This window comes from Micromonospora sp. NPDC048830, from assembly GCF_043198215.1.
Classification (GTDB): domain Bacteria; phylum Actinomycetota; class Actinomycetes; order Mycobacteriales; family Micromonosporaceae; genus Micromonospora.
In genome coordinates, this window is the sequence record NZ_JBICUP010000032.1 from 37,933 (window position 1) to 57,646 (window position 19,714).

The window sequence follows — 19,714 nt, forward strand, 5'->3', positions numbered from 1 at the left end:
AGCTTGGACCGGCCGTGGTCGCGTTCGCTGCCGGAGGTGCCCGTCGCCGCCCGCTCGTGCCGGCGCTTCGGCGAGTGCTCGACCTCCGAACCCTGTCGGCCCCGGGCGCCGCTGCCCGGACTCCGACCGGCCCGCGCCGATTCACCGCCGCTGTCGTGTTTGTTTGGTTTGTGGCTACCCATGTCGGACGCGTACCCGGTGAGGCCGCGGCTAGTCACCGCCCCGCCCGGCCCCGCGGGCTACGCCTCCGGGATGCCGACCGCCTGCGCGCTGGCCGCCCAGAGGCGGGCGGCGACCTGGGGGTCGGCCGCCTTCCGCAGCGGTCGCCGCGGCCGACGGTCGAAGTAGTAGCCGCCGTCCGCCAGCCGCGCCGGGTCCTGGTTGGCCAGCCAGACCAGGGTCTCCGCGCCCTGCTCCGGGCTGCGGAACGGCAGCAGCCGCATGCCGAGGGCCACCAGCCGGCTGTCCGCGCCGAACCGGGTCCGCACCACGCCGGGGTGGAAGCAGTACGCCGGGATCTCCGGCCAGCGCCGGGCCGCCTCGGCGGTGAACAGGATGTTCGCCTGCTTGCTGGTGCCGTACGCGCGCATCGGCCGGTAGCCGCGCAGCGTCGCGTTCAAGTCGCCCGGGTCCAGCACCCCGCTGCGGTGCGCCCCCGAGGCGGTGACCACGATCCGGCCCACCCGGTCCCGCAGCAGGTTGCTGAGCAGGAACGGGGCCAGGTGGTTGGCCTGGATCGACAGCTCGAAGCCGTCCACGGTGGTGACCGGCCGCAGCACGATCGCGCCGGCGTTGTTGGCCAGCACGTCGATCCGGTCGTACGCCGCGCGCAGCCGCTCCGCCAGCCCGCGTACGTCGTCGAGGACCGCGAAGTCGGCGCGGAACAGTTCGGGACGCTCGCCGGACGCCTCGCGTACCCGGTCGCCCGCCGACTGGAGGCGGGCCGGGTCCCGACCGACCAATACCACCTGGTCGCCGCGGCGCGCCAGGTCGACGGCGGCGGCCAGTCCGATGCCGGAGCTGGCGCCCGTCACCACCACGATCCGACGCCCAGTGAGATCTTCCACAGGTCCATTCACCCCGGTCATGGCGCGAGGTTACCGTGACGTCACAAACACCTTTGGGATCGTTGAGTCCGCCCGGTGCGGCGGCATCCGTCTGCCCGTCGGCCCGTCCGCCGACGCGGGAAGGAGCGCACTCGATGGCCGCTGTCGGTCGCCCCCGCCGGTCCTGCCTCGCCGTGCCGGGTTCCAGTGTGAAGATGCTCGGCAGGGCCCAGGGCCTCCCCGCCGACCAGGTGTTCCTCGACCTGGAGGACGCGGTCGCCCCGCTCGCCAAGCCGGACGCCCGCAAGAACATCGTGGCCGCCCTCAACGAGGGCGACTGGGCCGGCAAGACCCGGGTGGTCCGGGTCAACGACCTCACCACCCCGTGGACGTACCGGGACGTGATCGAGGTCGTCGAGGGCGCCGGCGCCAACCTGGACTGCGTCATGCTGCCGAAGGTGCAGAACGCGGCCCAGGTGCAGTGGCTGGACCTGACGCTCACCCAGCTGGAGAAGACCCTCGGGCTGGAGGTCGGCCGGATCGGCATCGAGGCGCAGATCGAGAACGCCGCCGGCCTGGTGAACGTCGACTCCATCGCCGCCGCCTCGCCCCGGGTGGAGACCATCATCTTCGGCCCGGCCGACTTCATGGCCTCGATCAACATGAGGTCCCTGGCGGTCGGCGCGCTGATCCCCGACTACCCGGGCGACCCGTACCACTACATCCTGATGCGCATCCTGATGGCCGCCCGGATGCACGACAAGCAGGCGATCGACGGCCCGTTCCTGCAGATCCGCGACGTGGACGCGTTCCGCGAGGTGGCGAAGCGCTCGGCCGCGCTGGGGTTCGACGGCAAGTGGGTGCTGCACCCGGGCCAGATCGACGCCGCGAACGAGGTCTACTCGCCGAGCCAGGCCGATTACGACCACGCCGAGCTGATCCTCGACGCGTACGAGCACTACACCTCGGAGGCGGGCGGCAGGCTCGGCGCCGTGATGCTGGGCGACGAGATGATCGACGAGGCGTCCCGGAAGATGGCGCTGGTGATCGCGGCGAAGGGCCGCGCGGCCGGGCTGACCCGCACGTCGAGGTTCACCCCGCCGGCCGGCTGAGCCCCGTCGGCCGGCTGAGCCCCGTCGGCCGGCTGAGCCCCGTCGGCCGGCTGAGCCCCGTCGCCGGTGCCGCCCCGGGCCCCGGGGCGGCACCGCGCGTCAGAAGGTGGGGGTGCTGCCGCCGGTGTCGGCGGTGGCGATCGCCAGCACGATGACCACGACGTAGAAGATGATCAGCAGCACCAGCAGGCCGGTGAGGATCCAGCCGACGATGATGGCCGCCTTCGCCATCCCCTCGCCGCCCTCGCCGCTCTCCCGGATCTGCTTGCGGGCCACATGCCCGAGGATCGCGCCGATCGGCGCGGTGATGCAGGACGCGATGCCGACCAGGGAGAGCACCAGGGCGGCGATGGCCATCCCGTTGGTCTTCTGCGGCGGCGCGTAGCCGTAACCGGGGTAACCCGGCGTGGGGTAACCGGGCGGGTAGCCGGGCTGCCCGTAGCCCGGCGCGGCGTACGGGTCGGGATTGGCCGCCGGGCCCTGGTCCGACTTCGCCACGGCGTACGGGTCGGCCGGGGCGTACGGGTCGGGGTTGGCCGGCTGGGCGGGGATCGGCTGCCCGCCCATCGCCAGTGTCGGGTCGGCCGGCGGGGCCGACGGCTGCGCCCAGGGATCGTTCGGGCCGCCGGACGGCGGAGGATATGTCATCGGTTCGTCTCCGTCTGGTCGAGGGTGCGCCGTCAGGGTAGCCAGACCGACGCAAAACCGGGTGCTCGCGTCGCCGGGCGGCGCATTGCCCCGTGCGCCGGAAGCGGGCAGGATCGCGGCATGGCAATCGACGTGCGGACGGGGCAGGACGCGCCGGCGCCGCTGGCCGAGCCGGTCACCATGCGGCTCGACGGCCGGGTCGCCCTGGTCACCGGAGCCGGCAGCCCGGACGGCATCGGGTACGCCACCGCCCGCCGGCTGGCCGACCTCGGCGCCCGGGTGGCGATCGTCTCCACCACCCGCCGCATCCACGAGCGCGCGGGGGAGTTGGGCGTGACCGGCTTCGTCGCGGACCTGACCGACGAGTCCGAGGTCGGCGCGCTCGCCGACGCGGTCGTCGAGCAGCTCGGCGACGTCGAGGTCCTGGTCAACAACGCCGGCCTGGCGAGCCGGGCCAGCCCCGAGGTGCTGCGCCCGGTGGCCCAGCTGAGCTACGACGAGTGGCGCGGCGAGATCGACCGGAACCTGACCACGGCGTTCCTGTGCAGCCGGGCGTTCATCGGCGGGATGGCCGAGCGGGGCTGGGGGCGCATCGTCAACGTCGCGGCCACCGCCGGCCCGGTCAACGCCCTGCCCACCGAGGCTGCGTACGCCGCCGCGAAGGCGGGCGTGGTGGGGCTGACCCGGGCGCTGGCCATGGAGATGATCGCCGACGGGGTGACGGTGAACGCCGTGGCCCCCGGCATCATCCACACCGCCGCGTCCACCGTGGCGGAGCTGCGGCAGGGCCTCGGCACGCCGGTGGGCCGCCCCGGCACCCCCGACGAGGTGGCCGCCGCGGTCGCCTTCCTCTGCTCGCCGGCGGCGTCCTACATCACCGGCCAGATGCTGGTGGTGGACGGCGGCAACAGCGTCCGGGAGGCGCAGTTCCGCTGAGCCGCCCCTTCGCGTCGCTGATCCCGTGGGCAGCGGGCGGGCGGCGCCCGGGCTCAGCCGAGCCGGCGCGGGCGGTCGCCGGACGGCCGGGCCGGCTCAGCGGTACATGCCGCCGTCGTGGTTCGCCCAGATGGCGAGGGCGATCCAGCCGCAGCAGGCGAGCACCCCGAGCACGGTGAAGACGTAGCTGAGGATCAGCCCCCAGGTGGCGAGCTGGTCGCCCTCCTCGCCGGTGCGCCGGATCTGCCGCTTGGCCACATGCCCGAGCACGATCCCGGCCGGGGCGAAGACGAACGCGAACACCAGGGACAGCACCGCGAGCACGTTCGTCCGCCGGCCCGGAGCCGGCTGGCCGTACCCGCCGGGCGGGCCGTATCCCGGCGGTGGTCCGTACCCGATCGGCTGGCCGGGCGCGTCGTGGCCCGGCGGCTCGTACGGGGATGGCGGCTGCTCCGGCTCCTGCGGTGGACGACTCACCCGCCGCACCTCCCGTCGCATCCGTCGTGACCTGGCCTGTATTGCGGACGCTACCCGCACCGGTGAACCTTTTCACCTGATCCTCCGGAGGATGCTCCGGCCTTCAGGCCAGGGAGGGATGTGGACTCCGGTCAGGAGCGGCCCGCCGTAGCCGGGACGGGTCCGCAAACGAAGTTCGCTGGTCCACACGGCCTGCCTTCTCACACCACCGAATCCCCCGCGTAAAGTTGCTGCTGTGCGGACGGCGTACAAGTGCCGGGCGTATCCGACGCCCGAACAGGCGGTAACGTTCAGCCGTACGTTCGGTTGCGTACGCCTCGTATGGAACCGGACCCTCGCCGAACGCCACGCCGCCTACCGTCAGCGCGGCGAGAAGACCTCGTACCGGCAGACGGACGCCGCGCTCACCGCATGGAAGAAGACCACCGAACTGGCGTTCCTGTCGGAGGTGTCGTCGGTGCCGTTGCAGCAGGCCCTGCGGCACCAGCACACCGCGTTCGCGAACTTCTTCGCCGGTCGCGCCCGATACCCGCGCTACAAAAGCCGCAACGGTCGCCAGTCGGCGCACTACACCCGCTCCGCGTTCCGCATCAGAACCGGTTCCCTGCACGTGGCGAAGACCCACGACCCGCTGCGTTTCGTGTGGTCGTTCGACGACGTCGACGTCACCACACTCGACCCGACCATGGTCGTGATCTCCCGGGAGCCGGACGGCCGCTGGTACGTGACGTTCGCCGTCGACACCGACGACCTTGAACCGCGCGAGCCGACCGGGCACGAGATCGGTGTCGATCTCGGCATCACCGACTTCGCCGTGACCAGCGACGGGCAGCGCATCGCCAACCCCCGCCATCTGCAACGCAAGGCCCGCAACCTTGCCCGCTACCAGCGGCGCATGGCCCGATGCCAGCGCGGCAGCGCGAACCGGTGCAAGGCCAGGGCGAAGGTGGCCCGTGCGCATCGCAAGGTCCGCAACGCTCGTGCGGACTTCCTCCACCGCACCAGCACCCACCTGATCCGGGCTGCGGACACGATCGTGATCGAAGACCTCGCCGTCGCGAACATGGTCCGCAACCGCCGTCTCGCCAGAGCGATCTCCGACTGCGGCTGGGGTGAGTTCCGCCGCCAACTGGAGTACAAGGCCGAACGCGCCGGCCGTACCCTCGTGGTGATCGACCGCTGGTATCCCAGCAGCAAGACCTGCTCGGCGTGCGGGCATCTGCTTGCTGCGCTGAATTTGTCCACCCGGCACTGGACGTGCCCGACCTGCCGCACCCGCCACGACCGGGACGTGAACGCGGCGAAGAACATCCTTGCGGCTGGTCGAGCCGTAGCCAGGCACACCCCTGGCGATGCCTGTGGAGCTGATGTCAGACGGCAAGGGTCCTCCCTTCCGCAATCGGCGGTGAAACAGGAACCCCGCGCCGCGAGGCGCCCGGCGTAAACCGGACCGGCCGCAAGGCCGACGGGACTCCCCTCATTCAGAGGGGAGGAAGTCAAAGGGGTTGTGTGGACTGGTCACCTTGGCCTTGCCGGCCAGGCGGGTCGATACTGACCGCGCGTTCAGTTACCTGCGAGTAATGCGTCGATCCCCGGAGGTTGAGATGGCCCGACTCGCCCAGACGCCCGGCCTGACCGATGTGCAGCGGTCGATCCTGGAGACCGTCCGGGAGTTCGCCGACAAGGAGATCATCCCGCACGCCCAGCGGCTGGAGCACGCCGACGAGTACCCCGCCGACATCCTCGACGGGATGCGCGAGATGGGCCTGTTCGGCCTCACCATCGCCGAGGAGTACGGCGGGCTCGGCGAGTCCCTGCTGACGTACGCCCTCGTGGTGGAGGAGCTGTCCCGGGGCTGGATGTCCATCTCCGGCATCGTCAACACGCACTTCATCGTGGCGTACCTGATCTCCCAGCACGGCTCCGCGGAGCAGAAGGCCCGGCTGCTGCCGAGGATGGCCACCGGCGAGGTGCGCGGCGCGTTCTCCATGTCCGAGCCGGAGTGCGGCTCCGACGTCTCGGCCATCAAGTCCAGGGCGGTCCGCGACGGCGACCGGTACGTCCTCAACGGGCAGAAGATGTGGCTGACCAACGGCGCGTACTCATCGGTCGTCGCCACCCTGGTCAAGACCGACACCGGCGCCGACTCGGTGTACGGCAACATGAGCACCTTCCTGCTGGAGAAGGAGCCCGGCTTCGGCGAGACCGCGCCCGGCCTCACCATCCCCGGCAGGATCGAGAAGATGGGCTACAAGGGCGTCGAGACCACCGAGATGGTGCTCGACGGCGTCACCGTCCCCGAGACCGCGATCCTCGGCGGCCCGGAGCGCCTCGGCCGCGGCTTCTACCAGATGATGGACGGCATCGAGGTCGGGCGGGTCAACGTCGCCGCCCGCGCCTGCGGCATCTCCATCCGGGCCTTCGAGCTGGCCGTCGCGTACGCCCAGCAGCGCAGGACGTTCGGCCAGCCGCTTGCCAAGCACCAGGCTGTGGCGTTCAAGCTCGCCGAGATGGGCACCAAGATCGAGGCGGCGCACGCCCTCATGGTCAACGCCGCGCGGCTCAAGGACGCCGGCCAGCGCAACGACGTCGAGGCGGGCATGGCCAAGCTGCTCGCCTCCGAGTACTGCGCCGAGGTCGTCCAGGAGGCGTTCCGCATCCACGGCGGCTACGGCTACTCCAAGGAGTACGAGATCGAGCGGCTGATGCGGGAGGCGCCGTTCCTGCTCATCGGCGAGGGCACCTCGGAGATCCAGAAGACCATCATCTCCCGCGGCCTGCTCAAGGAGTACAAGCTTTGACAGCCGTTCCAGGACGGCATGACGGCGACATGGGGGTATCCGACCGCCTCGGACACCCCCATGTCGGCGGCATCGGTGCGGATCAGCCCAGCCGGGTCAGGCCGGCGGCGGCGCGCTCGATGATGAGGCACGCGTCCTCGACGTAGTCGATGCCGGCCTCCTCGGCGATCCGCCGTGCCTCCGGCGAGACGATCCCGAGCTGCAACCACACCGCGGGCGCGCCGATCGCCACCGCCTGGCGGACCACCTCGACGGCGTCGGCCGGCCGGCGGAACACGTTGACCAGGTCGACCGGGTGCGGGATGTCGGCCAGCGACCGGTACGCCCGCTCGCCGAACAGCTCGCCCTCCAGCCACGGGTTGACCGGGATGATCCGCCAGCCGTACCGCTGCATCTGCGCCGGCACGGTGTGCGCCGGCTTGCTGGGGTCGCTGGACGCGCCCACGACGGCGATCACGGCGGCGTCGGCGAGGATCTGCTGAGCGGTACGCACCCCGCGACTCTAATCGACAGGCGACCTCACAGCAGGGTGAGCTGCTCGGCCGGCGGCGCCTTCGGCGGTGGCTCCGGCAGCCGGCGGTTCTCGCCGGCCTCCGCGCGGTGCAGGCCGTGCCGGCGCGCGGCCATCCGCACCCGGGCGGTCAGCTCCCGCTGGTACGCCTGCGGCGCGTACGCCCCGGCCCCGTACAGCTCCCGGTAGCGGGGGACCAGCCGGGGGTGCTCCCGGCCGAGCCAGCCCGCGTACCACTCCCGGGCGCCGGGGCGCAGGTGCAGGGCGAGCGGCGTCACGCTGGTGGCGCCGGCGGCGGCGATCGCCGCCACGGTGGCGTCGATCGACTCGTCGGTGTCGGTGAACCCCGGCAGGATGGGCGCCATCAGCACCCCGACGGCGAACCCCGCGTCGGCGAGCGCCCGGACGGCGTCCAGCCGGCGGCGCGGGCTCGGCGTGCCCGGCTCGACCGAGCGCCACAGCGCCTCGTCCACGAACCCCACGGAGAACGACACGCCCACCCGGGTCACCTCGGCCGCCTGACGCAGCAGCGGCAGGTCCCGCAGGATCAGCGTGCCCTTGGTGAGGATCGAGAACGGGTTGGCGAAGTCGCGCAGCGCCTCGATGATCTGCGGCATGAGCCGGTAGCGCCCCTCGGCACGCTGGTAGCAGTCCACGTTGGTGCCCATCGCGACGTGCGCGCCGCGCCACCCGGGCGCGGCCAACTCCCGCCGGACCAGCTCGCCCGCGTTGACCTTGACGATCACCTTCCGGTCGAAGTCCGCCCCGGCGTCCAGGTCCAGGTAGGTGTGCGTGTGCCTCGCGTAGCAGTATAGACATGCATGACTGTATCCGCGGTACGGGTTGATCGTCCACTCGAACGGGACGCGCGACGCGCCCGGCACCCGGTTGATGATCGACTTTGCCCGCACCTCGTAGAAGGTCATCCCGGCGAAGCCGGGGGTGTCGAAGGTGCGGGCGATCGCGCCGGGCAGCGCCAGCGGCAGGGGTGGAGCCGCCGGCGCTGCCCGCTCGGGAACCCCCTCGTCCGGGGGAGCGGAGAGGTTGTCCCAGCGCATGGCCATCATTCGAACATGCGTACGAGAGAAGTGCAAGTGACCTGCCGGACACCGGCGCCCGGCGCGTCGCCCCGCGGGGGAGGATGGGGGAATGGAGACGTCGACCTTCGTCTACGACGGCGACTGCGCGTTCTGCACCAGCTGCGCCGAGTTCATCGAGCGCCGGATCCCCACGAAGGCGCGCGTGGTGCCCTGGCAGTTCGCCGACCTCGACGCGCTGGGTCTCACCGCCGCCGAGTGCGAGGAGGCCGTGCAGTGGGTCGGCGCGGACGGTTCCCGCGCCGCCGGGCCGGACGCGATCGCGAAGCTGCTGGGCGGCAGCGGCCCGCTCTGGCGGGTCGCCGGGGCCGGGCTCCGCCTGGCGCCGGCGCTGGCCTGGCCCGCGTACCGGTGGGTGGCCCGCAACCGGCACCGGCTGCCCGGTGGCACGACTGCTTGCGCGCTGCCCCAGGAGGCCCGCGAGCGCCTCTACGGCGCGGCCGGACGCCCCACCGCCGGCGCCTGACCGGTCCCCTGTCGCCGACATGAAGTCGATCGCCACCTGGACCGTCCGGCCCGAAAGCGGGCGCAGTTGGGCGGGGCTGATCCACCTCATGTCGCCGACATGGCGGGCATTCCGCGGCTCGGACACCGCCATGTCGCCGACATGGCGGGCAATCCGGGCGCACCGACGGCCGGACCCCGGTGGGGCCCGGCCGTCGGAGGGCTCGGCTCAGTGCTTCTGCTCGGCCAGCTTCTTGCGGACGTCGTCCATGTCGAGGGCCTCGACCTGCTGGATCAGGTTCTCCAGGGCCGACTCGGGCAGGGCGCCGGGCTGCGCGAACACGATCACGCCGTCCCGCACCGCCATCACCGTCGGGATGGACCGGATGTCGAACTTCGCGGCCAGCGCCTGCTGCGCCTCGGTGTCGACCTTGCCGAAGACGATGTCCGGGTGCTTCTCCGAGGAGCGCTCGTAGACCGGGGCGAACCGCTTGCAGGGGCCGCACCACTCGGCCCAGAAGTCGACGAGGACGATACCGTCGCTGCCGGTCACCTCGTCGAAGTTCGCCGTGGTCAGCTCAACGGTTGCCATTTGCAGTCTCCGATCACCGCGGAATCACCTACGCCTCCTGCAACCAGGACAGGTTCCGTCGAATTCCCGGGTGGTCGCCACCGAAACCCCGCCGGGCCGCCGGCCTGAGCCAGGATATCGACCCAGATCTGTGGGGCAAGGGTTGCAGGGCGCACATGCAGGAAGCACTTGCGTGACGAGGAGTGATGAGAGCGCTTCCAAGGAGGTCCGTACGTGCGGCCGTTACGGATCGGTGATCTGACGCCTGACAGGCATCGATCCAACCTGGGGAGGCATCGATCCAACCTGGGGAGGCCGCTTGAGGGGCGACCTTCGGCTACTCATCGTGATGTTACAGAAGTGTAAATGTGACGCCCGTCTCTATGCGTCCGTCGTTGCCTGGGGCAGAATCTTCCTCATCAAAGCGTGGGCGGCGGGTGCCGGGGAGGGCCCCGCCGCTCATTGCGTCTCCCCAGGTCGCGGTCGATGTGACATTTCTCGACGCCCGCCCGGCCGCCACCTTAACCCCCGGTAAGGCATCCTGGGTCGAACTCCGTCGCCCGCCCTGAAGGGGACACCGATGCAGTTCGGCCGCTACTACGAGGAGTTCGAGGTCGGCGCGGTCTACCGGCACTGGCCGGGCAAGACCGTCACCGAGTACGACGACCACCTCTTCTGCCTGCTCACCATGAACCACCACCCCCTGCACATGGACGCCCACTACGCGGAGTCGGCGAGTCAGTTCAAGCGCAACGTGGTGGTGGGCAACTACATCTACTCCCTCCTGCTCGGCATGTCCGTGCCGGACGTCAGCGGCAAGGCCATCGCCAACCTGGAGGTCGAGTCACTGCGGCACGTGGCCCCGACCTTCCACGGCGACACCATCTACGGCGAGACGACGGTGCTGGACAAGCGCGAGTCGGAGTCGAAGCCGGACCGGGGCGTCGTGTCGGTCGAGACCCGTGGCTACAAGCAGGACGGCACCATGGTCTGCGTCTTCCGCCGCCGGGTGATGGTGCCCAAGCGGGAGTACGCCGCGCCGGCCGTCGCGGAGGGTGTCGACCCGGAGCGGCCCAGCTTCCCCGCGCCGCGCTGACCCCACCGCCGTACGCGCTGGGGCCCGCCCGCCGGGTTCTCCGCGGGCGGGGTCCGGCGCGCGATCCGGGGCATATGCTGGCGCCGGAGGTTCCCATGAGCCACTCCGTCGCCGGAGAGCCGCCGGCCGCCGGCCGCCGCGCCGCACCGCTGACCACCGCCGTCTACTCCGCCGCCGAGTGGGCGCTGCTGACCGGCCTTCCCGGGCGGGTGCTCGTCGCCGCCGCCACCCCCGCCCCCGGGCACCCACCGCGCGGCGTGGCCGCCGGGCTCGCCGGCCTCGACGCGGTGGCGGCCGGCCGGGCCTTCGACAGCGATCTGGTCCGCGCCGTGGTGGCCGCCATCTACTCCCGGCACGACGGCTCGACGCCCCCGGCCGACCGGCTCACCGACCTGGTCGACCTGCTGGCCGCGTGCCGGGCCGCCGTCGGCGTACTGCGCCGCCGCGCCGACCCCGCCGACTCGGCCGCGTACCGGCAGTGGGTGCTGTCGGTGGCCGCCCGGGTCTGCCGCGCCGCCCCCGCCGGCGGGCCGGCCGCCCCGGCCGACCGGCGCTTCCTGGACCGGCTCGGCGGGGCGCTCGACCTGGGCTGAGCCGGGTCACCCGACGGCCCCGGGCGGCCGGTCGGGCCGTACCCTCTGCAGACCGTGACCGGTGACCAGCTCGACGTCGGCGTGGGACCGTGGCCCGGCGACCCCCCGGACGACCCCCGGTACGACCCGGAACTGCTCGCCACCGGCGACCGGCGCAACGTGGTGGACCGGTACCGGTACTGGCGGCGCGAGGCCGTGGTCGCGGACCTCGACCGGCGCCGGCACGACTTCCACGTGGCGATCGAGAACTGGCAGCACGACTTCAACATCGGCACGGTGGTCCGCAACGCCAACGCGTTCCTGGCCGCCGAGGTGCACGTCGTCGGGCGCCGCCGGTGGAACCGGCGGGGCGCCATGGTGACCGACCGCTACCAGCACGTGCGGCACCACCCGACGATCGAGGAGTTCGTCGCCTGGGCTGCCGAGCGCGAGCTGCCGGTGGTGGGCATCGACAACCTGCCCGGCTCCCGGCCGCTGGAGACGACGACGCTGCCGCGCCGCTGCGTGCTGCTGTTCGGCCAGGAGGGGCCGGGCCTGTCCGACCCGGCCCGGGCGGCCTGCGCGCAGCTGTTCTCCATCGCCCAGTACGGCTCCACCCGGTCGATCAACGCCGGGGTGGCCAGCGGCATCGCGATGCACGCCTGGATCCGCGCCCACGCCGGCCCGCCGCCGACGGACTGAGCGCCCCCGCACCGCACCCCCGCCGGCCCGCCGCCGACGGACTGAGCCCCCGCACCGCACCCCCGCCACCGACGGACTGAGCCCCGCACCGCGCCCGCCCGCGGCCGGGGCCGCCGCCCGGTGGCCGGAGAAAACCCCGTCTCGGCTTGACGGGCGACCACGGCGGGGTGACGGTGGGAACGTGAGTGTCGTGGTGAGTTGCCCCAGGTGCGCTGGATCCGTCCGCAAGCCGGACCTGATGCACAGCGAGTGGCGGTGTCCGTGCTGCGGCCCGGTGCCGCCGTTGCACGTGCCCGAGCACATCGGCGCGCAGATCGTGGCGAGCGTGGTGGACCGGATCGCCACCACCCTGCCCCGGGACGGCCAGGCCGCCCCGCTCTGGTGTCCCTGGCCGCTGCCGCCCGGCTGGACCCTGACCGGCGTCGCGTACGCGGGGGACGAGCGGGACGGGGTGCGGGCCACCGCGGTCGCCTGCGCGGGGCCGGAGCCGCTCGGCGGCGGCCCGGCCGACCTGGTCTTCGTGGCCGAGGAGCCGGGTGTCGGCCTGGGCACCCGGCTCGCCGGGATGCCCGGCCCCGATCCCGGCCCGCAGCTCGCCGAGGCGCTGACCGATCCCGGCCCCGGGCACCCCGGGCACGTCGGGCAGGCCAGGATCCGGGTGGCCGGCCATCCGACTCCACTGTGGTTGGTGAACTCCCTCACGGATCGAAGCGCGTACGCCGGCGAGGCTCGGGGAATGTGGCTTCATGCGATAACCTGGCCGGCGAGCGCAGGGCATCTGCTCGCCGAGGACGTCGAGTTGTGCGACCTCATCGAGTGGATGCCCACCGAGCTCGTGTACGGCGCACCGTCTCCGTATCTGCACGGGAAGGCTTGACAGCCGTCCCGAACTGTCGGGGAACGGACGCAGAGATTCACTTTACGACACCGTACTGATACTCTGGGTGCCGCTGCGGTAAGTGGACCCGGCGCCGCGCGAGAGGATGGCCCGCCATGGTCAAGAAGGTCCTCACCTGGGCCGGAATCGCATTCTTGATCTTCTTTGTCGCCTACCGGCCCAACTCCGCCGCAGACGTCTTCAAGTCCATCGGCGGCGGCATCATGGACATCGCACAGGGCTTCGGCGACTTCTTCACCAGCCTCATCGCCTAGCCGGCCATGGGAAGCCCCTCCGGTCCCCCTTTCGACCCCGACGATCCCGACCGGGAGCGCCGCGAGCGAGACACGGAACCGATTCCGAGGATCGGGCCCGAGGACGGGCCCGGCCCGGGCCGCGGCCGTCCCGACGGTCCGTCCTTCTCGGACGACTTCGGCTACGGCGACGGTCCGTACTCGGACGAGGGTCGCTCCGGGCGCGCGTGGGTCCGCGATCCCGAGGCCGGTTACCAGTCTCCGCAGATCACCGAGGACGAGCTGGCCGGCCTGCGGGTGGACGCGTCCGGCATCCCGTCCGGCTCGCGGCGGGTCCTGCCGCTGGAGGACGAGCCCAGCTCGTTGACGGCGCGCTACCTCTTCCCCACCGAGCGGTACCGGGGAGAGTGGAAGCGGCACTGGGTCCACCTCGCCACCCCGATCACGGTGGGCATCGCGGCGACGTTCGTGCTCGGCTACCTTTCCGGGTTCCTCGCCGGGCAGGACGTCGGCGCGCTGACCACCGTCGCGGTGCTGCTCTGGTTCGCCGTGATGGGCTGGGTGGCGTGGCGGGTCGCCGACTGGTGGTACGACCGTTTCATCCTGACCAACAAGCGGGTGATGGTGGTCAACGGCATCGTCACCCGCAAGGTGGCGATGATGCCGCTGGCCCGGGTCACCGACATGAAGTACGAGCAGAGCCCGGCCGGCCGCGCGCTCAACTACGGCACGTTCGTGCTGGAGTCCGCCGGTCAGGACCAGGCGCTCCGCGAGATCAAGAACCTGCCCAACCCGAACGAGCTCTACCTGCGCGTGGTCGAAGAGATGTACGAGCCGGCGGCGGTCGAAGCGCGCCTGGGCAAGGAGGCCGACGAGGCCAAGGCCGACGACGGCGCCTGAAACTTTTCGTCCGAACATCGGAGGAAAAGCGCACCGTTTGCCCTCGCTCCGACTCTTCCCGGCATGACAGCCTGCCAGCAGGCACGGGGGCGGGGAGGTGAGCGGTGGTCGACAGGGACCCGCTGGAAGAGGAGTTCCGTGAGTTCGTCGCGGCCCGCTCCGGCGCCCTGCTGCGCACCGCGTACCTGCTCGCGGGGGACTGGGCCACGGCCGAGGACCTGCTCCAGACCGCGCTGACCAAGACGTACCTGGCGTGGAAACGGCTCGGCGGGATCGAGGCGATCGAGCCGTACGCGCGACGGGTCATGGTCAACACCTCGACGAGCTGGTGGCGGCGGCGTTGGCACGGTGAGCGGCCGACCGAGGTGCTGCCCGAGCGGGCCGGCGTGGACGAGATCGAGCAGCAGCTCGACCGGGACGTGCTGTGGCGGCACCTCAGGGCGCTGCCGAGCCGGCAGCGCGCCGTACTGGTGCTGCGGTTCTACGAGGACATGTCGGAGGCGCAGACCGCCGCCCTGCTGGAGATCTCGCCCGGCACGGTGAAAAGCCAGACCTCCCGGGCGCTGGCCACCCTACGGCGCCGGCTGGGCGAGCAGGCCGCGCTGGAGCTGCCCGACGACACGGCGGGGGCGAGGAGCGCCGACCGGCCGACGCCCTCCGGCGCCGGCGGCCGTACCGGTGCCGGCGGCCGTACCGGCGCCGGCGGCCGTACCGGTGCCGCCCGGCCGGCCCCGCGCCGGGCGGCACCGACCCCGCCCGCCGTGGCTTCCACCCCGCCCGGGACGCCGCCCGTCGTGGCTCCCGCCCCGCCCGCGGAGGCCGGCGCGATGCCGCTGCCCGTCGACGTGGTCGGCGCGGAGAGCAGGTGAGCGGCGTGCCGACCCCCGCTGACAACCGGACGACCGCCCGGGAGCGTCAACTGGACGTGACACGGGACGAGCTGGAGCGAGCCGTACGGGAGACGTTCTCCCGGCAGGTCGCCGCGCCCCGACCGCTCGCCGCCGACCCGGCCGGCCTGGCCATCCGGCGGGCCGGGCGCATCCGCCGCCGCCGCGCCCTGGCCGGCACCGCCCTGGCCGGGGTGGCCACCGTGCTGATCGGCGCCGGCATGGTGAACGTCAGCGGGCAGGCGGGGCCGCCGGCCACCGACACGGTGGTGCTCGGCGACCCGCGCGGCGCCGCCGGCAGGACCTCCCCGGACCCGCTGCCCACGCCGTCGACCGGACCCGCGCGACCGGTGGTCCGGTCGACCGTCGACCTGGTCGTCGGCGACGTCCTCACCACGACCCGGGACCGGCAGATCGTCCTGACCGGGATCGCCTCGGTCGATCGGGCGCAGCGCGTCCGCGACGAGGAGGGGTGGCTGGTCGTAAGCGCGCCGAGCGCGGCGGGCCGCACCCTGATGTCCGTGCGGGCCGACGGGACCACCCAGCGGTTGCTCGTGGGGGCCCAGGCGATCGTCCTCGCCGCCGACGGACGGCAGGTCGCCTGGCGCGACGGCGACCACCTCTCCGTCGCCGGGCTCACCGGCGGCAAGTTGATCGCGGTCACCAGCACGCCGGCCCCCGCCGCGGCCGTGCCGGCCGGCTTCGTCGGCGACGCCGTCCTGGTCCGTCTCGACCCGGCCCGCCCCGGGTACGCGCTCTGGCGCCCCTTCGCCGGAGGGCTGACCACCGGGGCCGGACGGGACGTCCTCGCGGTCCACGGGACCCTACCGGACGGGCAGGCGGTCGGCCTGGTCTCGGCCGGTACGCCGCGCCGGCCCTGCCTCGCGCTGCTCGACCCCGCCCGGGGCCTCGCCGCCACCCGTACCGCCTGCGGTCCGGCGCTCGACGCCGACGGGCCCGGCGCGGTCTCCGCCGACGGCCGCTGGCTGCTGGCGAACGGCCGGGCCGGCTCGTCGGCGGCCGCGGCGCTGCTGGTCGACCTGTCCACGCTCGACCGGACGCCGGTGGCCCGGCCCGCCGGCCCGCCGCTGACCGGCGCGGTGTCCTGGACGCCGGCCCAGACCGCCTGGTACGTCGACGGGCGCGGCGGCCTGGTGCTGGTACGCCTCGACCGGGTGCTCGCGGGCGAGGCGGCCGGCTCGACCCCGGTGACCGGCGTCAAGCCGGGTACGCGGATCGTGGTCGTCGCCGACGCGGCACCCGCCGGGGGCGCCGGGTAGCGTCGGGGCGATGAGCGCGTACCCGGTGGCGGCCACCGCCCGGATCGACCTGCACGCCCACTCCACGGCCAGCGACGGCACCCTCACCCCGGCCGAGCTGGCCCGGGCCGCCGCCGACGCGGGCCTGGACGTGCTCGCGATCACCGACCACGACACCACCGCCGGCTGGGAGCCCGCGGTACGGGCGCTGCCCCCGGGGCTCACCCTGGTCCGGGGCGCGGAACTGTCCTGCCGCTGGTACGGCGTCGAACCGTCCGTGCCGCTGCACCTGCTCGCGTACCTGTTCGACCCCGCCGAGCCGGAACTGGCCGCGGAGCTGACCCGGGTGCGGGCCGCCCGCGAGGTGCGCGCCGAGCGGACCGTCGAGTTGCTGCGCGCCGACGGCGTCGACGTCAGCTGGCCCGAGATCCTGGCCGGGGCGGCCGGCGGGACGGTGGGCCGGCCGCACATCGCCCAGGCGCTGATCCGGGCGGGGCTCGTGGCGACCACCACCGAGGCGTTCGGCCCGGCGTGGCTGGGGGAGCGGTACCGGCTGCCCAAGGAGGACATCGACGTGTTCCGGGCCGTGCGGCTGGTCCGGGCCGCCGGCGGGGTGCCCGTCTTCGCCCACCCGAGGGCCACCCGGCGGGGCCGCATCGTGCCCGACCGGCTGATCGTGGAGCTGGCCGGGGCCGGGCTGGCCGGGCTGGAGGCCGACCACGAGGACCACTCCCCGGCCGAGCGGGCGCACGTCCGGGCGCTCGCCGCCGAGCTGGGCCTGCTCGTCACCGGCTCGTCGGACTTCCACGGCACGCACAAGACCGTCCGGCTCGGCGCGTTCACCACCGGCGTCGAGGCGTACGAGCGGATCGTGGCCGCCGCCACCGGGGTGACCCCCGTCGCGTCGACCTGAGCATTCCTCGTCCCGCCGCTACCGTGGCGGAGTGGATCTCAAGCTGTTCGGCGAGGTCTTCGTGACCCTGCTGGTGATCGTGGACCCGCCCGGCATGATGCCCATCTTCGTCGCGCTGACCGGGGCGCTGCCCGCCAGGGACCGGAACCGGGCGGCCTGGCAGGCCGTGGCGTTGGCGCTGGGCGTGATCGTCGTCTTCGCCGTGGCCGGGCAGACCCTGCTCGCGTACCTGCACGTGGATCTGCCGGCGCTCCAGGCCGCCGGCGGCCTGCTGCTGGTGCTGGTCGCCCTGGAGCTGCTGACCGGCAAGGCCGACGACCCCGCCCAGCAGGCCACCTCGAACGTCGCGCTGGTGCCGCTCGGCACCCCCCTGCTCGCCGGCCCCGGCGCCATCGTGGCGACCATGCTCTTCGTCCAGCAGGCCTACTCGCCCGCCGACTACACGGCGATCGCCGCGGCGATCGTCGCGGTGATGCTCACCGTCTGGGTCGTGCTGCGCTTCTCCGGCGGCATCGTCAAGATCCTCCGCCCCGGCGGGATCGAGGTGCTCACCCGGATCGCCGGCCTGCTGCTGGCCGCGATCGCCGTGCAGCTCATCGCCGACGCGATCGCCAGCTTCGTCACCCAGTACGCGAACATGGCCTGAGCCGCCCGGCGGCGCCCGTCCCCGGCGCGCGGCGACCGCCTGGGCCGGGATGTCGTACGGGCGTGGCAGGATCGCGGGGTGCGACCCCCCTCCCCGTCCGGCCGATCCGGCCGACCCGCCGCCGGGCCCGGCCGGGCCCCCCGGCCCCGCGCCGCCCAGCCCGAGCAGCTCGGCTTCGAGGGCATGCCGGAGCGGCTCTTCGTCTGCACCCCCAGCAAGCTCGGCGCGTACGCGGACTGCCCGCGTCGCTACCGCTACTCGTACGTGGACCGGCCCGCGCCGCCGAAGGGCCCGCCGTGGGCGCACAACTCGCTCGGCGCCAGCGTGCACAACGCCCTGAAGAACTGGTACGCCCTGCCCGCCGACCGCCGCCGCCCCGAGGCGCTGCCGACGCTGCTGAAGGGCACGTGGGTCCGGGAGGGCTACCGCGACGAGGAGCAGGAGCGCGACGCGTACCGGCGGGCGCTGGCCTGGCTGGAGTCCTACGTCGACACCCTGGAGCCGGAAGCCGAGCCGGTCGGCGTCGAGCGGGTGGTGGCGGTGAAGACGGCGGTGCTGGCGTTCAACGGCCGCGCCGACCGGATCGACGCGCGGCCCGGCCCCGGCGGCCCCGAACTGGTCATCGTCGACTACAAGACGGGTCGTACGGGGCTGGACGCGGACGACGCGCGGGGCTCGCAGGCGCTGGCCCTCTACGCGTACGCCGCGGAGCGGGTGTTCCGCCGGCCGTGCCGCCGGGTGGAGCTGCACCACCTGCCGACGGGCACCGTCGCGGCGCACGAGCACACCCCCGAGTCGCTGGCCCGCCAGGTCACCCGCGCCGAGGACGCCGCGCGGGACATCATGGCCGCCGAGCGGGCGGTCGCCGACGGCGCCGACCCGGACGAGGCCTTCCCGACCACCCCGGGGCCGCGCTGCGGCTGGTGCGACTACCGCCGTACCTGCCCGGCCGGCGCCCAGGCGCCGGGGAAGGAGCCCTGGGCGGCGCTGGAGCGCCCCGCCGGCCCCGTGCCCGACGAGTCCTGACCCGGCGCGGGGCCGGCGGCTCAGCCGGTCAGGCCGGCGGTGGCCAGCCGCGCCCGCTCCTTCGCGGCCTGTTGCAGGGGGCCCTCCCGCCAGCGGCGGGGCAGGGCGGCCAGGGTCAGCCGCAGGGCGCGCACGGTGAGGTCCGCCGACAGTTCGGTGACCGGCAGGCCGAGCCCGCCGTACCGGCGGCGGGCCCACGCCGGCAGCAGCGCGAACGCCGTGCCGGCGACCCCCAGGTACGCCCACCGCGCCGGCCCGAGGTTCAACCCGAGCCGGGCCGGCAGGCTGAGTTTCCACGGCAACGGCGGCGCGGTCAGGAAGAGGGCCGTCTCCGCCGCCTCCCGGGTGAGCCGCAGCTCGGGCCGGATCCGGCGGTAGTATCCGGCCACCTCGGCCGCGCTGCCCGGCACCTCGGCCGGGTCCAGCCCCACCAGGGCCGCCGTCCGGCGCTGCTCGGCGTAGTAGCGGTCCGCCTCCGCGTCGGTGAGCGGCAGTCCCGCCCGGCGCGCGGTGCTCAGGAACGACTCGACCTCGGTGACGTGCACCCAGCGCAGCAGCTCCGGCTCGTCGATCCGGAACGGCTCCCCGGTGAACGGGTCGGTGGCCCGCAGCCGGGCGTGCAGCCGGCGCAGCCGGGCGCCCGCCGCCTCGGCCTCGGCGGTCGTGCCGTAGACGGCGGTCGCCACGTACGTGGCGGTGCGGGCCAGCCGGCCCCACGCGTCGGCCCGGTAGTCGCTGTTCTGCGCCACTCCGGCCATCGCCCGGGGGTGCAACGCCTGAAGGTAGAGCGCGCGCAGGCCGGCGACGATCAGGATCGGCTCCCCGTGCACCTTCCACGTGACCGATCCCGGACCGAACAGGCCGAGGTCATCGGAGTCCACCGCCCCAGCCTGCCACGCCGTCCAGGTGGATCGTCGACGGTGCGGCGGACCGCAGGCC

General features: G+C 73.4%; 23 protein-coding genes. 16 read left to right on the top strand and 7 right to left on the bottom strand.

Going from position 1 to position 19,714, the window contains the following annotated elements; translation table 11 throughout:
- Nucleotides 1–239: 239 nt before the first annotated feature.
- Complete coding sequence (locus ACGFIZ_RS24120) at nucleotides 240–1,067, bottom strand: SDR family NAD(P)-dependent oxidoreductase (RefSeq protein WP_393422802.1); 828 nt, start codon at nucleotides 1,065–1,067, stop codon at nucleotides 240–242.
- 134 nt (nucleotides 1,068–1,201) lie between these two features.
- On the opposite strand from ACGFIZ_RS24120, the gene ACGFIZ_RS24125 reads away from it, so the two are divergent.
- Nucleotides 1,202–2,158 (top strand): HpcH/HpaI aldolase/citrate lyase family protein, encoded by a 957-nt coding sequence (locus tag ACGFIZ_RS24125; protein ID WP_393422721.1) that lies wholly within the window; start codon nucleotides 1,202–1,204, stop codon nucleotides 2,156–2,158.
- A 99-nt stretch (nucleotides 2,159–2,257) separates the two neighbouring features.
- Here the strand turns inward: ACGFIZ_RS24125 and ACGFIZ_RS24130 are convergent, their stop codons facing one another.
- Nucleotides 2,258–2,806, bottom strand: coding sequence for a DUF4190 domain-containing protein (locus ACGFIZ_RS24130; RefSeq protein WP_393422723.1), 549 nt, complete (start codon nucleotides 2,804–2,806; stop codon nucleotides 2,258–2,260).
- Between the two features lie 120 nt (nucleotides 2,807–2,926).
- Between ACGFIZ_RS24130 and ACGFIZ_RS24135 the strand changes: the two genes are divergently transcribed.
- Nucleotides 2,927–3,742: an SDR family NAD(P)-dependent oxidoreductase gene (locus ACGFIZ_RS24135; protein ID WP_393422725.1), complete on the top strand. Its 816-nt coding sequence runs from the start codon at nucleotides 2,927–2,929 to the stop codon at nucleotides 3,740–3,742.
- A 96-nt stretch (nucleotides 3,743–3,838) separates the two neighbouring features.
- Here the strand turns inward: ACGFIZ_RS24135 and ACGFIZ_RS24140 are convergent, their stop codons facing one another.
- Nucleotides 3,839–4,219: a DUF4190 domain-containing protein gene (locus ACGFIZ_RS24140; protein ID WP_393422727.1), complete on the bottom strand. Its 381-nt coding sequence runs from the start codon at nucleotides 4,217–4,219 to the stop codon at nucleotides 3,839–3,841.
- A gap of 235 nt (nucleotides 4,220–4,454) precedes the next feature.
- On the opposite strand from ACGFIZ_RS24140, the gene ACGFIZ_RS24145 reads away from it, so the two are divergent.
- Together ACGFIZ_RS24145 and ACGFIZ_RS24150 are read left to right on the top strand one after the other, a co-directional pair.
- Complete coding sequence (locus ACGFIZ_RS24145; protein ID WP_393422728.1) at nucleotides 4,455–5,663, top strand: RNA-guided endonuclease InsQ/TnpB family protein; 1,209 nt, start codon at nucleotides 4,455–4,457, stop codon at nucleotides 5,661–5,663.
- Nucleotides 5,664–5,823: 160 nt separating this feature from the next.
- Complete coding sequence (locus ACGFIZ_RS24150) at nucleotides 5,824–7,020, top strand: acyl-CoA dehydrogenase family protein (protein ID WP_393422730.1); 1,197 nt, start codon at nucleotides 5,824–5,826, stop codon at nucleotides 7,018–7,020.
- 82 nt (nucleotides 7,021–7,102) lie between these two features.
- On the opposite strand, the gene ACGFIZ_RS24155 is transcribed toward ACGFIZ_RS24150, so the two are convergent.
- Both ACGFIZ_RS24155 and ACGFIZ_RS24160 read right to left on the bottom strand, forming a co-directional pair.
- Entirely contained in the window at nucleotides 7,103–7,513 is a 411-nt protein-coding gene (locus ACGFIZ_RS24155; protein WP_393422732.1) for a CoA-binding protein, read from the bottom strand.
- 26 nt (nucleotides 7,514–7,539) lie between these two features.
- The gene (locus ACGFIZ_RS24160; protein ID WP_393422804.1) at nucleotides 7,540–8,589 is read right to left on the bottom strand and encodes an Rv2578c family radical SAM protein; all 1,050 of its coding nucleotides are present in this window, start codon (nucleotides 8,587–8,589) and stop codon (nucleotides 7,540–7,542) included.
- 91 nt (nucleotides 8,590–8,680) lie between these two features.
- On the opposite strand from ACGFIZ_RS24160, the gene ACGFIZ_RS24165 reads away from it, so the two are divergent.
- Entirely contained in the window at nucleotides 8,681–9,094 is a 414-nt protein-coding gene (locus ACGFIZ_RS24165) for a thiol-disulfide oxidoreductase DCC family protein (protein ID WP_393422734.1), read from the top strand.
- A 207-nt stretch (nucleotides 9,095–9,301) separates the two neighbouring features.
- Here ACGFIZ_RS24165 and trxA read toward each other — a convergent pair whose 3' ends face one another.
- Entirely contained in the window at nucleotides 9,302–9,664 is a 363-nt protein-coding gene (gene trxA / locus ACGFIZ_RS24170) for a thioredoxin (protein WP_393422736.1), read from the bottom strand.
- A gap of 559 nt (nucleotides 9,665–10,223) precedes the next feature.
- Between trxA and ACGFIZ_RS24175 the strand changes: the two genes are divergently transcribed.
- The 11 genes from ACGFIZ_RS24175 to ACGFIZ_RS24225 all read left to right on the top strand — a co-directional run bounded on the left by ACGFIZ_RS24175 (nucleotide 10,224) and on the right by ACGFIZ_RS24225 (nucleotide 18,775).
- Nucleotides 10,224–10,739 (top strand): MaoC family dehydratase, encoded by a 516-nt coding sequence (locus ACGFIZ_RS24175; RefSeq protein WP_393422738.1) that lies wholly within the window; start codon nucleotides 10,224–10,226, stop codon nucleotides 10,737–10,739.
- A gap of 74 nt (nucleotides 10,740–10,813) precedes the next feature.
- Nucleotides 10,814–11,332 (top strand): hypothetical protein, encoded by a 519-nt coding sequence (locus tag ACGFIZ_RS24180; RefSeq protein ID WP_393422740.1) that lies wholly within the window; start codon nucleotides 10,814–10,816, stop codon nucleotides 11,330–11,332.
- A 54-nt stretch (nucleotides 11,333–11,386) separates the two neighbouring features.
- On the top strand, nucleotides 11,387–12,013 hold the full coding sequence (locus ACGFIZ_RS24185; RefSeq protein ID WP_347669082.1) for an RNA methyltransferase: 627 nt from the start codon (nucleotides 11,387–11,389) through the stop codon (nucleotides 12,011–12,013).
- A 193-nt stretch (nucleotides 12,014–12,206) separates the two neighbouring features.
- Nucleotides 12,207–12,890: a DUF6758 family protein gene (locus ACGFIZ_RS24190; protein ID WP_393422806.1), complete on the top strand. Its 684-nt coding sequence runs from the start codon at nucleotides 12,207–12,209 to the stop codon at nucleotides 12,888–12,890.
- A 116-nt stretch (nucleotides 12,891–13,006) separates the two neighbouring features.
- Nucleotides 13,007–13,165: a hypothetical protein gene (locus ACGFIZ_RS24195; protein WP_165878125.1), complete on the top strand. Its 159-nt coding sequence runs from the start codon at nucleotides 13,007–13,009 to the stop codon at nucleotides 13,163–13,165.
- Between the two features lie 6 nt (nucleotides 13,166–13,171).
- On the top strand, nucleotides 13,172–14,044 hold the full coding sequence (locus ACGFIZ_RS24200) for a PH domain-containing protein (protein WP_393422742.1): 873 nt from the start codon (nucleotides 13,172–13,174) through the stop codon (nucleotides 14,042–14,044).
- A gap of 104 nt (nucleotides 14,045–14,148) precedes the next feature.
- Nucleotides 14,149–14,913, top strand: a complete 765-nt coding sequence (locus ACGFIZ_RS24205) for a SigE family RNA polymerase sigma factor (RefSeq protein ID WP_393422744.1) — start codon at nucleotides 14,149–14,151, stop codon at nucleotides 14,911–14,913.
- A 5-nt stretch (nucleotides 14,914–14,918) separates the two neighbouring features.
- Nucleotides 14,919–16,211, top strand: a complete 1,293-nt coding sequence (locus tag ACGFIZ_RS24210; protein ID WP_393422746.1) for a hypothetical protein — start codon at nucleotides 14,919–14,921, stop codon at nucleotides 16,209–16,211.
- A 10-nt stretch (nucleotides 16,212–16,221) separates the two neighbouring features.
- The gene (locus ACGFIZ_RS24215) at nucleotides 16,222–17,103 is read left to right on the top strand and encodes a PHP domain-containing protein (protein WP_393422748.1); all 882 of its coding nucleotides are present in this window, start codon (nucleotides 16,222–16,224) and stop codon (nucleotides 17,101–17,103) included.
- Between the two features lie 31 nt (nucleotides 17,104–17,134).
- Nucleotides 17,135–17,749 carry a MarC family protein gene (locus tag ACGFIZ_RS24220; RefSeq protein ID WP_347669076.1) on the top strand — a complete coding sequence of 205 codons (615 nt, stop codon included), beginning with the start codon at nucleotides 17,135–17,137 and terminating at the stop codon, nucleotides 17,747–17,749.
- A gap of 183 nt (nucleotides 17,750–17,932) precedes the next feature.
- Nucleotides 17,933–18,775, top strand: coding sequence for a RecB family exonuclease (locus ACGFIZ_RS24225; RefSeq protein WP_393422808.1), 843 nt, complete (start codon nucleotides 17,933–17,935; stop codon nucleotides 18,773–18,775).
- 20 nt (nucleotides 18,776–18,795) lie between these two features.
- Here the strand turns inward: ACGFIZ_RS24225 and ACGFIZ_RS24230 are convergent, their stop codons facing one another.
- Nucleotides 18,796–19,656 carry an oxygenase MpaB family protein gene (locus tag ACGFIZ_RS24230; protein WP_393422750.1) on the bottom strand — a complete coding sequence of 287 codons (861 nt, stop codon included), beginning with the start codon at nucleotides 19,654–19,656 and terminating at the stop codon, nucleotides 18,796–18,798.
- Nucleotides 19,657–19,714 lie beyond the last annotated feature (58 nt).

Bases quoted from the DNA above. Each gene is read 5' to 3' on its own strand.
- ACGFIZ_RS24125 (WP_393422721.1), top strand. From the start codon at position 1,202: ATGGCCGCTGTCGGTCGCCCCCGCCGGTCCTGCCTCGCCGTGCCGGGT.
- ACGFIZ_RS24130 (WP_393422723.1), bottom strand. From the start codon at position 2,806: ATGACATATCCTCCGCCGTCCGGCGGCCCGAACGATCCCTGGGCGCAG.
- ACGFIZ_RS24135 (WP_393422725.1), top strand. From the start codon at position 2,927: ATGGCAATCGACGTGCGGACGGGGCAGGACGCGCCGGCGCCGCTGGCC.
- ACGFIZ_RS24150 (WP_393422730.1), top strand. From the start codon at position 5,824: ATGGCCCGACTCGCCCAGACGCCCGGCCTGACCGATGTGCAGCGGTCG.
- ACGFIZ_RS24160 (WP_393422804.1), bottom strand. From the start codon at position 8,589: ATGCGCTGGGACAACCTCTCCGCTCCCCCGGACGAGGGGGTTCCCGAG.
- ACGFIZ_RS24165 (WP_393422734.1), top strand. From the start codon at position 8,681: ATGGAGACGTCGACCTTCGTCTACGACGGCGACTGCGCGTTCTGCACC.
- trxA (WP_393422736.1), bottom strand. From the start codon at position 9,664: ATGGCAACCGTTGAGCTGACCACGGCGAACTTCGACGAGGTGACCGGC.
- ACGFIZ_RS24175 (WP_393422738.1), top strand. From the start codon at position 10,224: ATGCAGTTCGGCCGCTACTACGAGGAGTTCGAGGTCGGCGCGGTCTAC.
- ACGFIZ_RS24180 (WP_393422740.1), top strand. From the start codon at position 10,814: ATGCTGGCGCCGGAGGTTCCCATGAGCCACTCCGTCGCCGGAGAGCCG.
- ACGFIZ_RS24195 (WP_165878125.1), top strand. From the start codon at position 13,007: ATGGTCAAGAAGGTCCTCACCTGGGCCGGAATCGCATTCTTGATCTTC.
- ACGFIZ_RS24200 (WP_393422742.1), top strand. From the start codon at position 13,172: ATGGGAAGCCCCTCCGGTCCCCCTTTCGACCCCGACGATCCCGACCGG.
- ACGFIZ_RS24215 (WP_393422748.1), top strand. From the start codon at position 16,222: ATGAGCGCGTACCCGGTGGCGGCCACCGCCCGGATCGACCTGCACGCC.
- ACGFIZ_RS24225 (WP_393422808.1), top strand. From the start codon at position 17,933: ATGCCGGAGCGGCTCTTCGTCTGCACCCCCAGCAAGCTCGGCGCGTAC.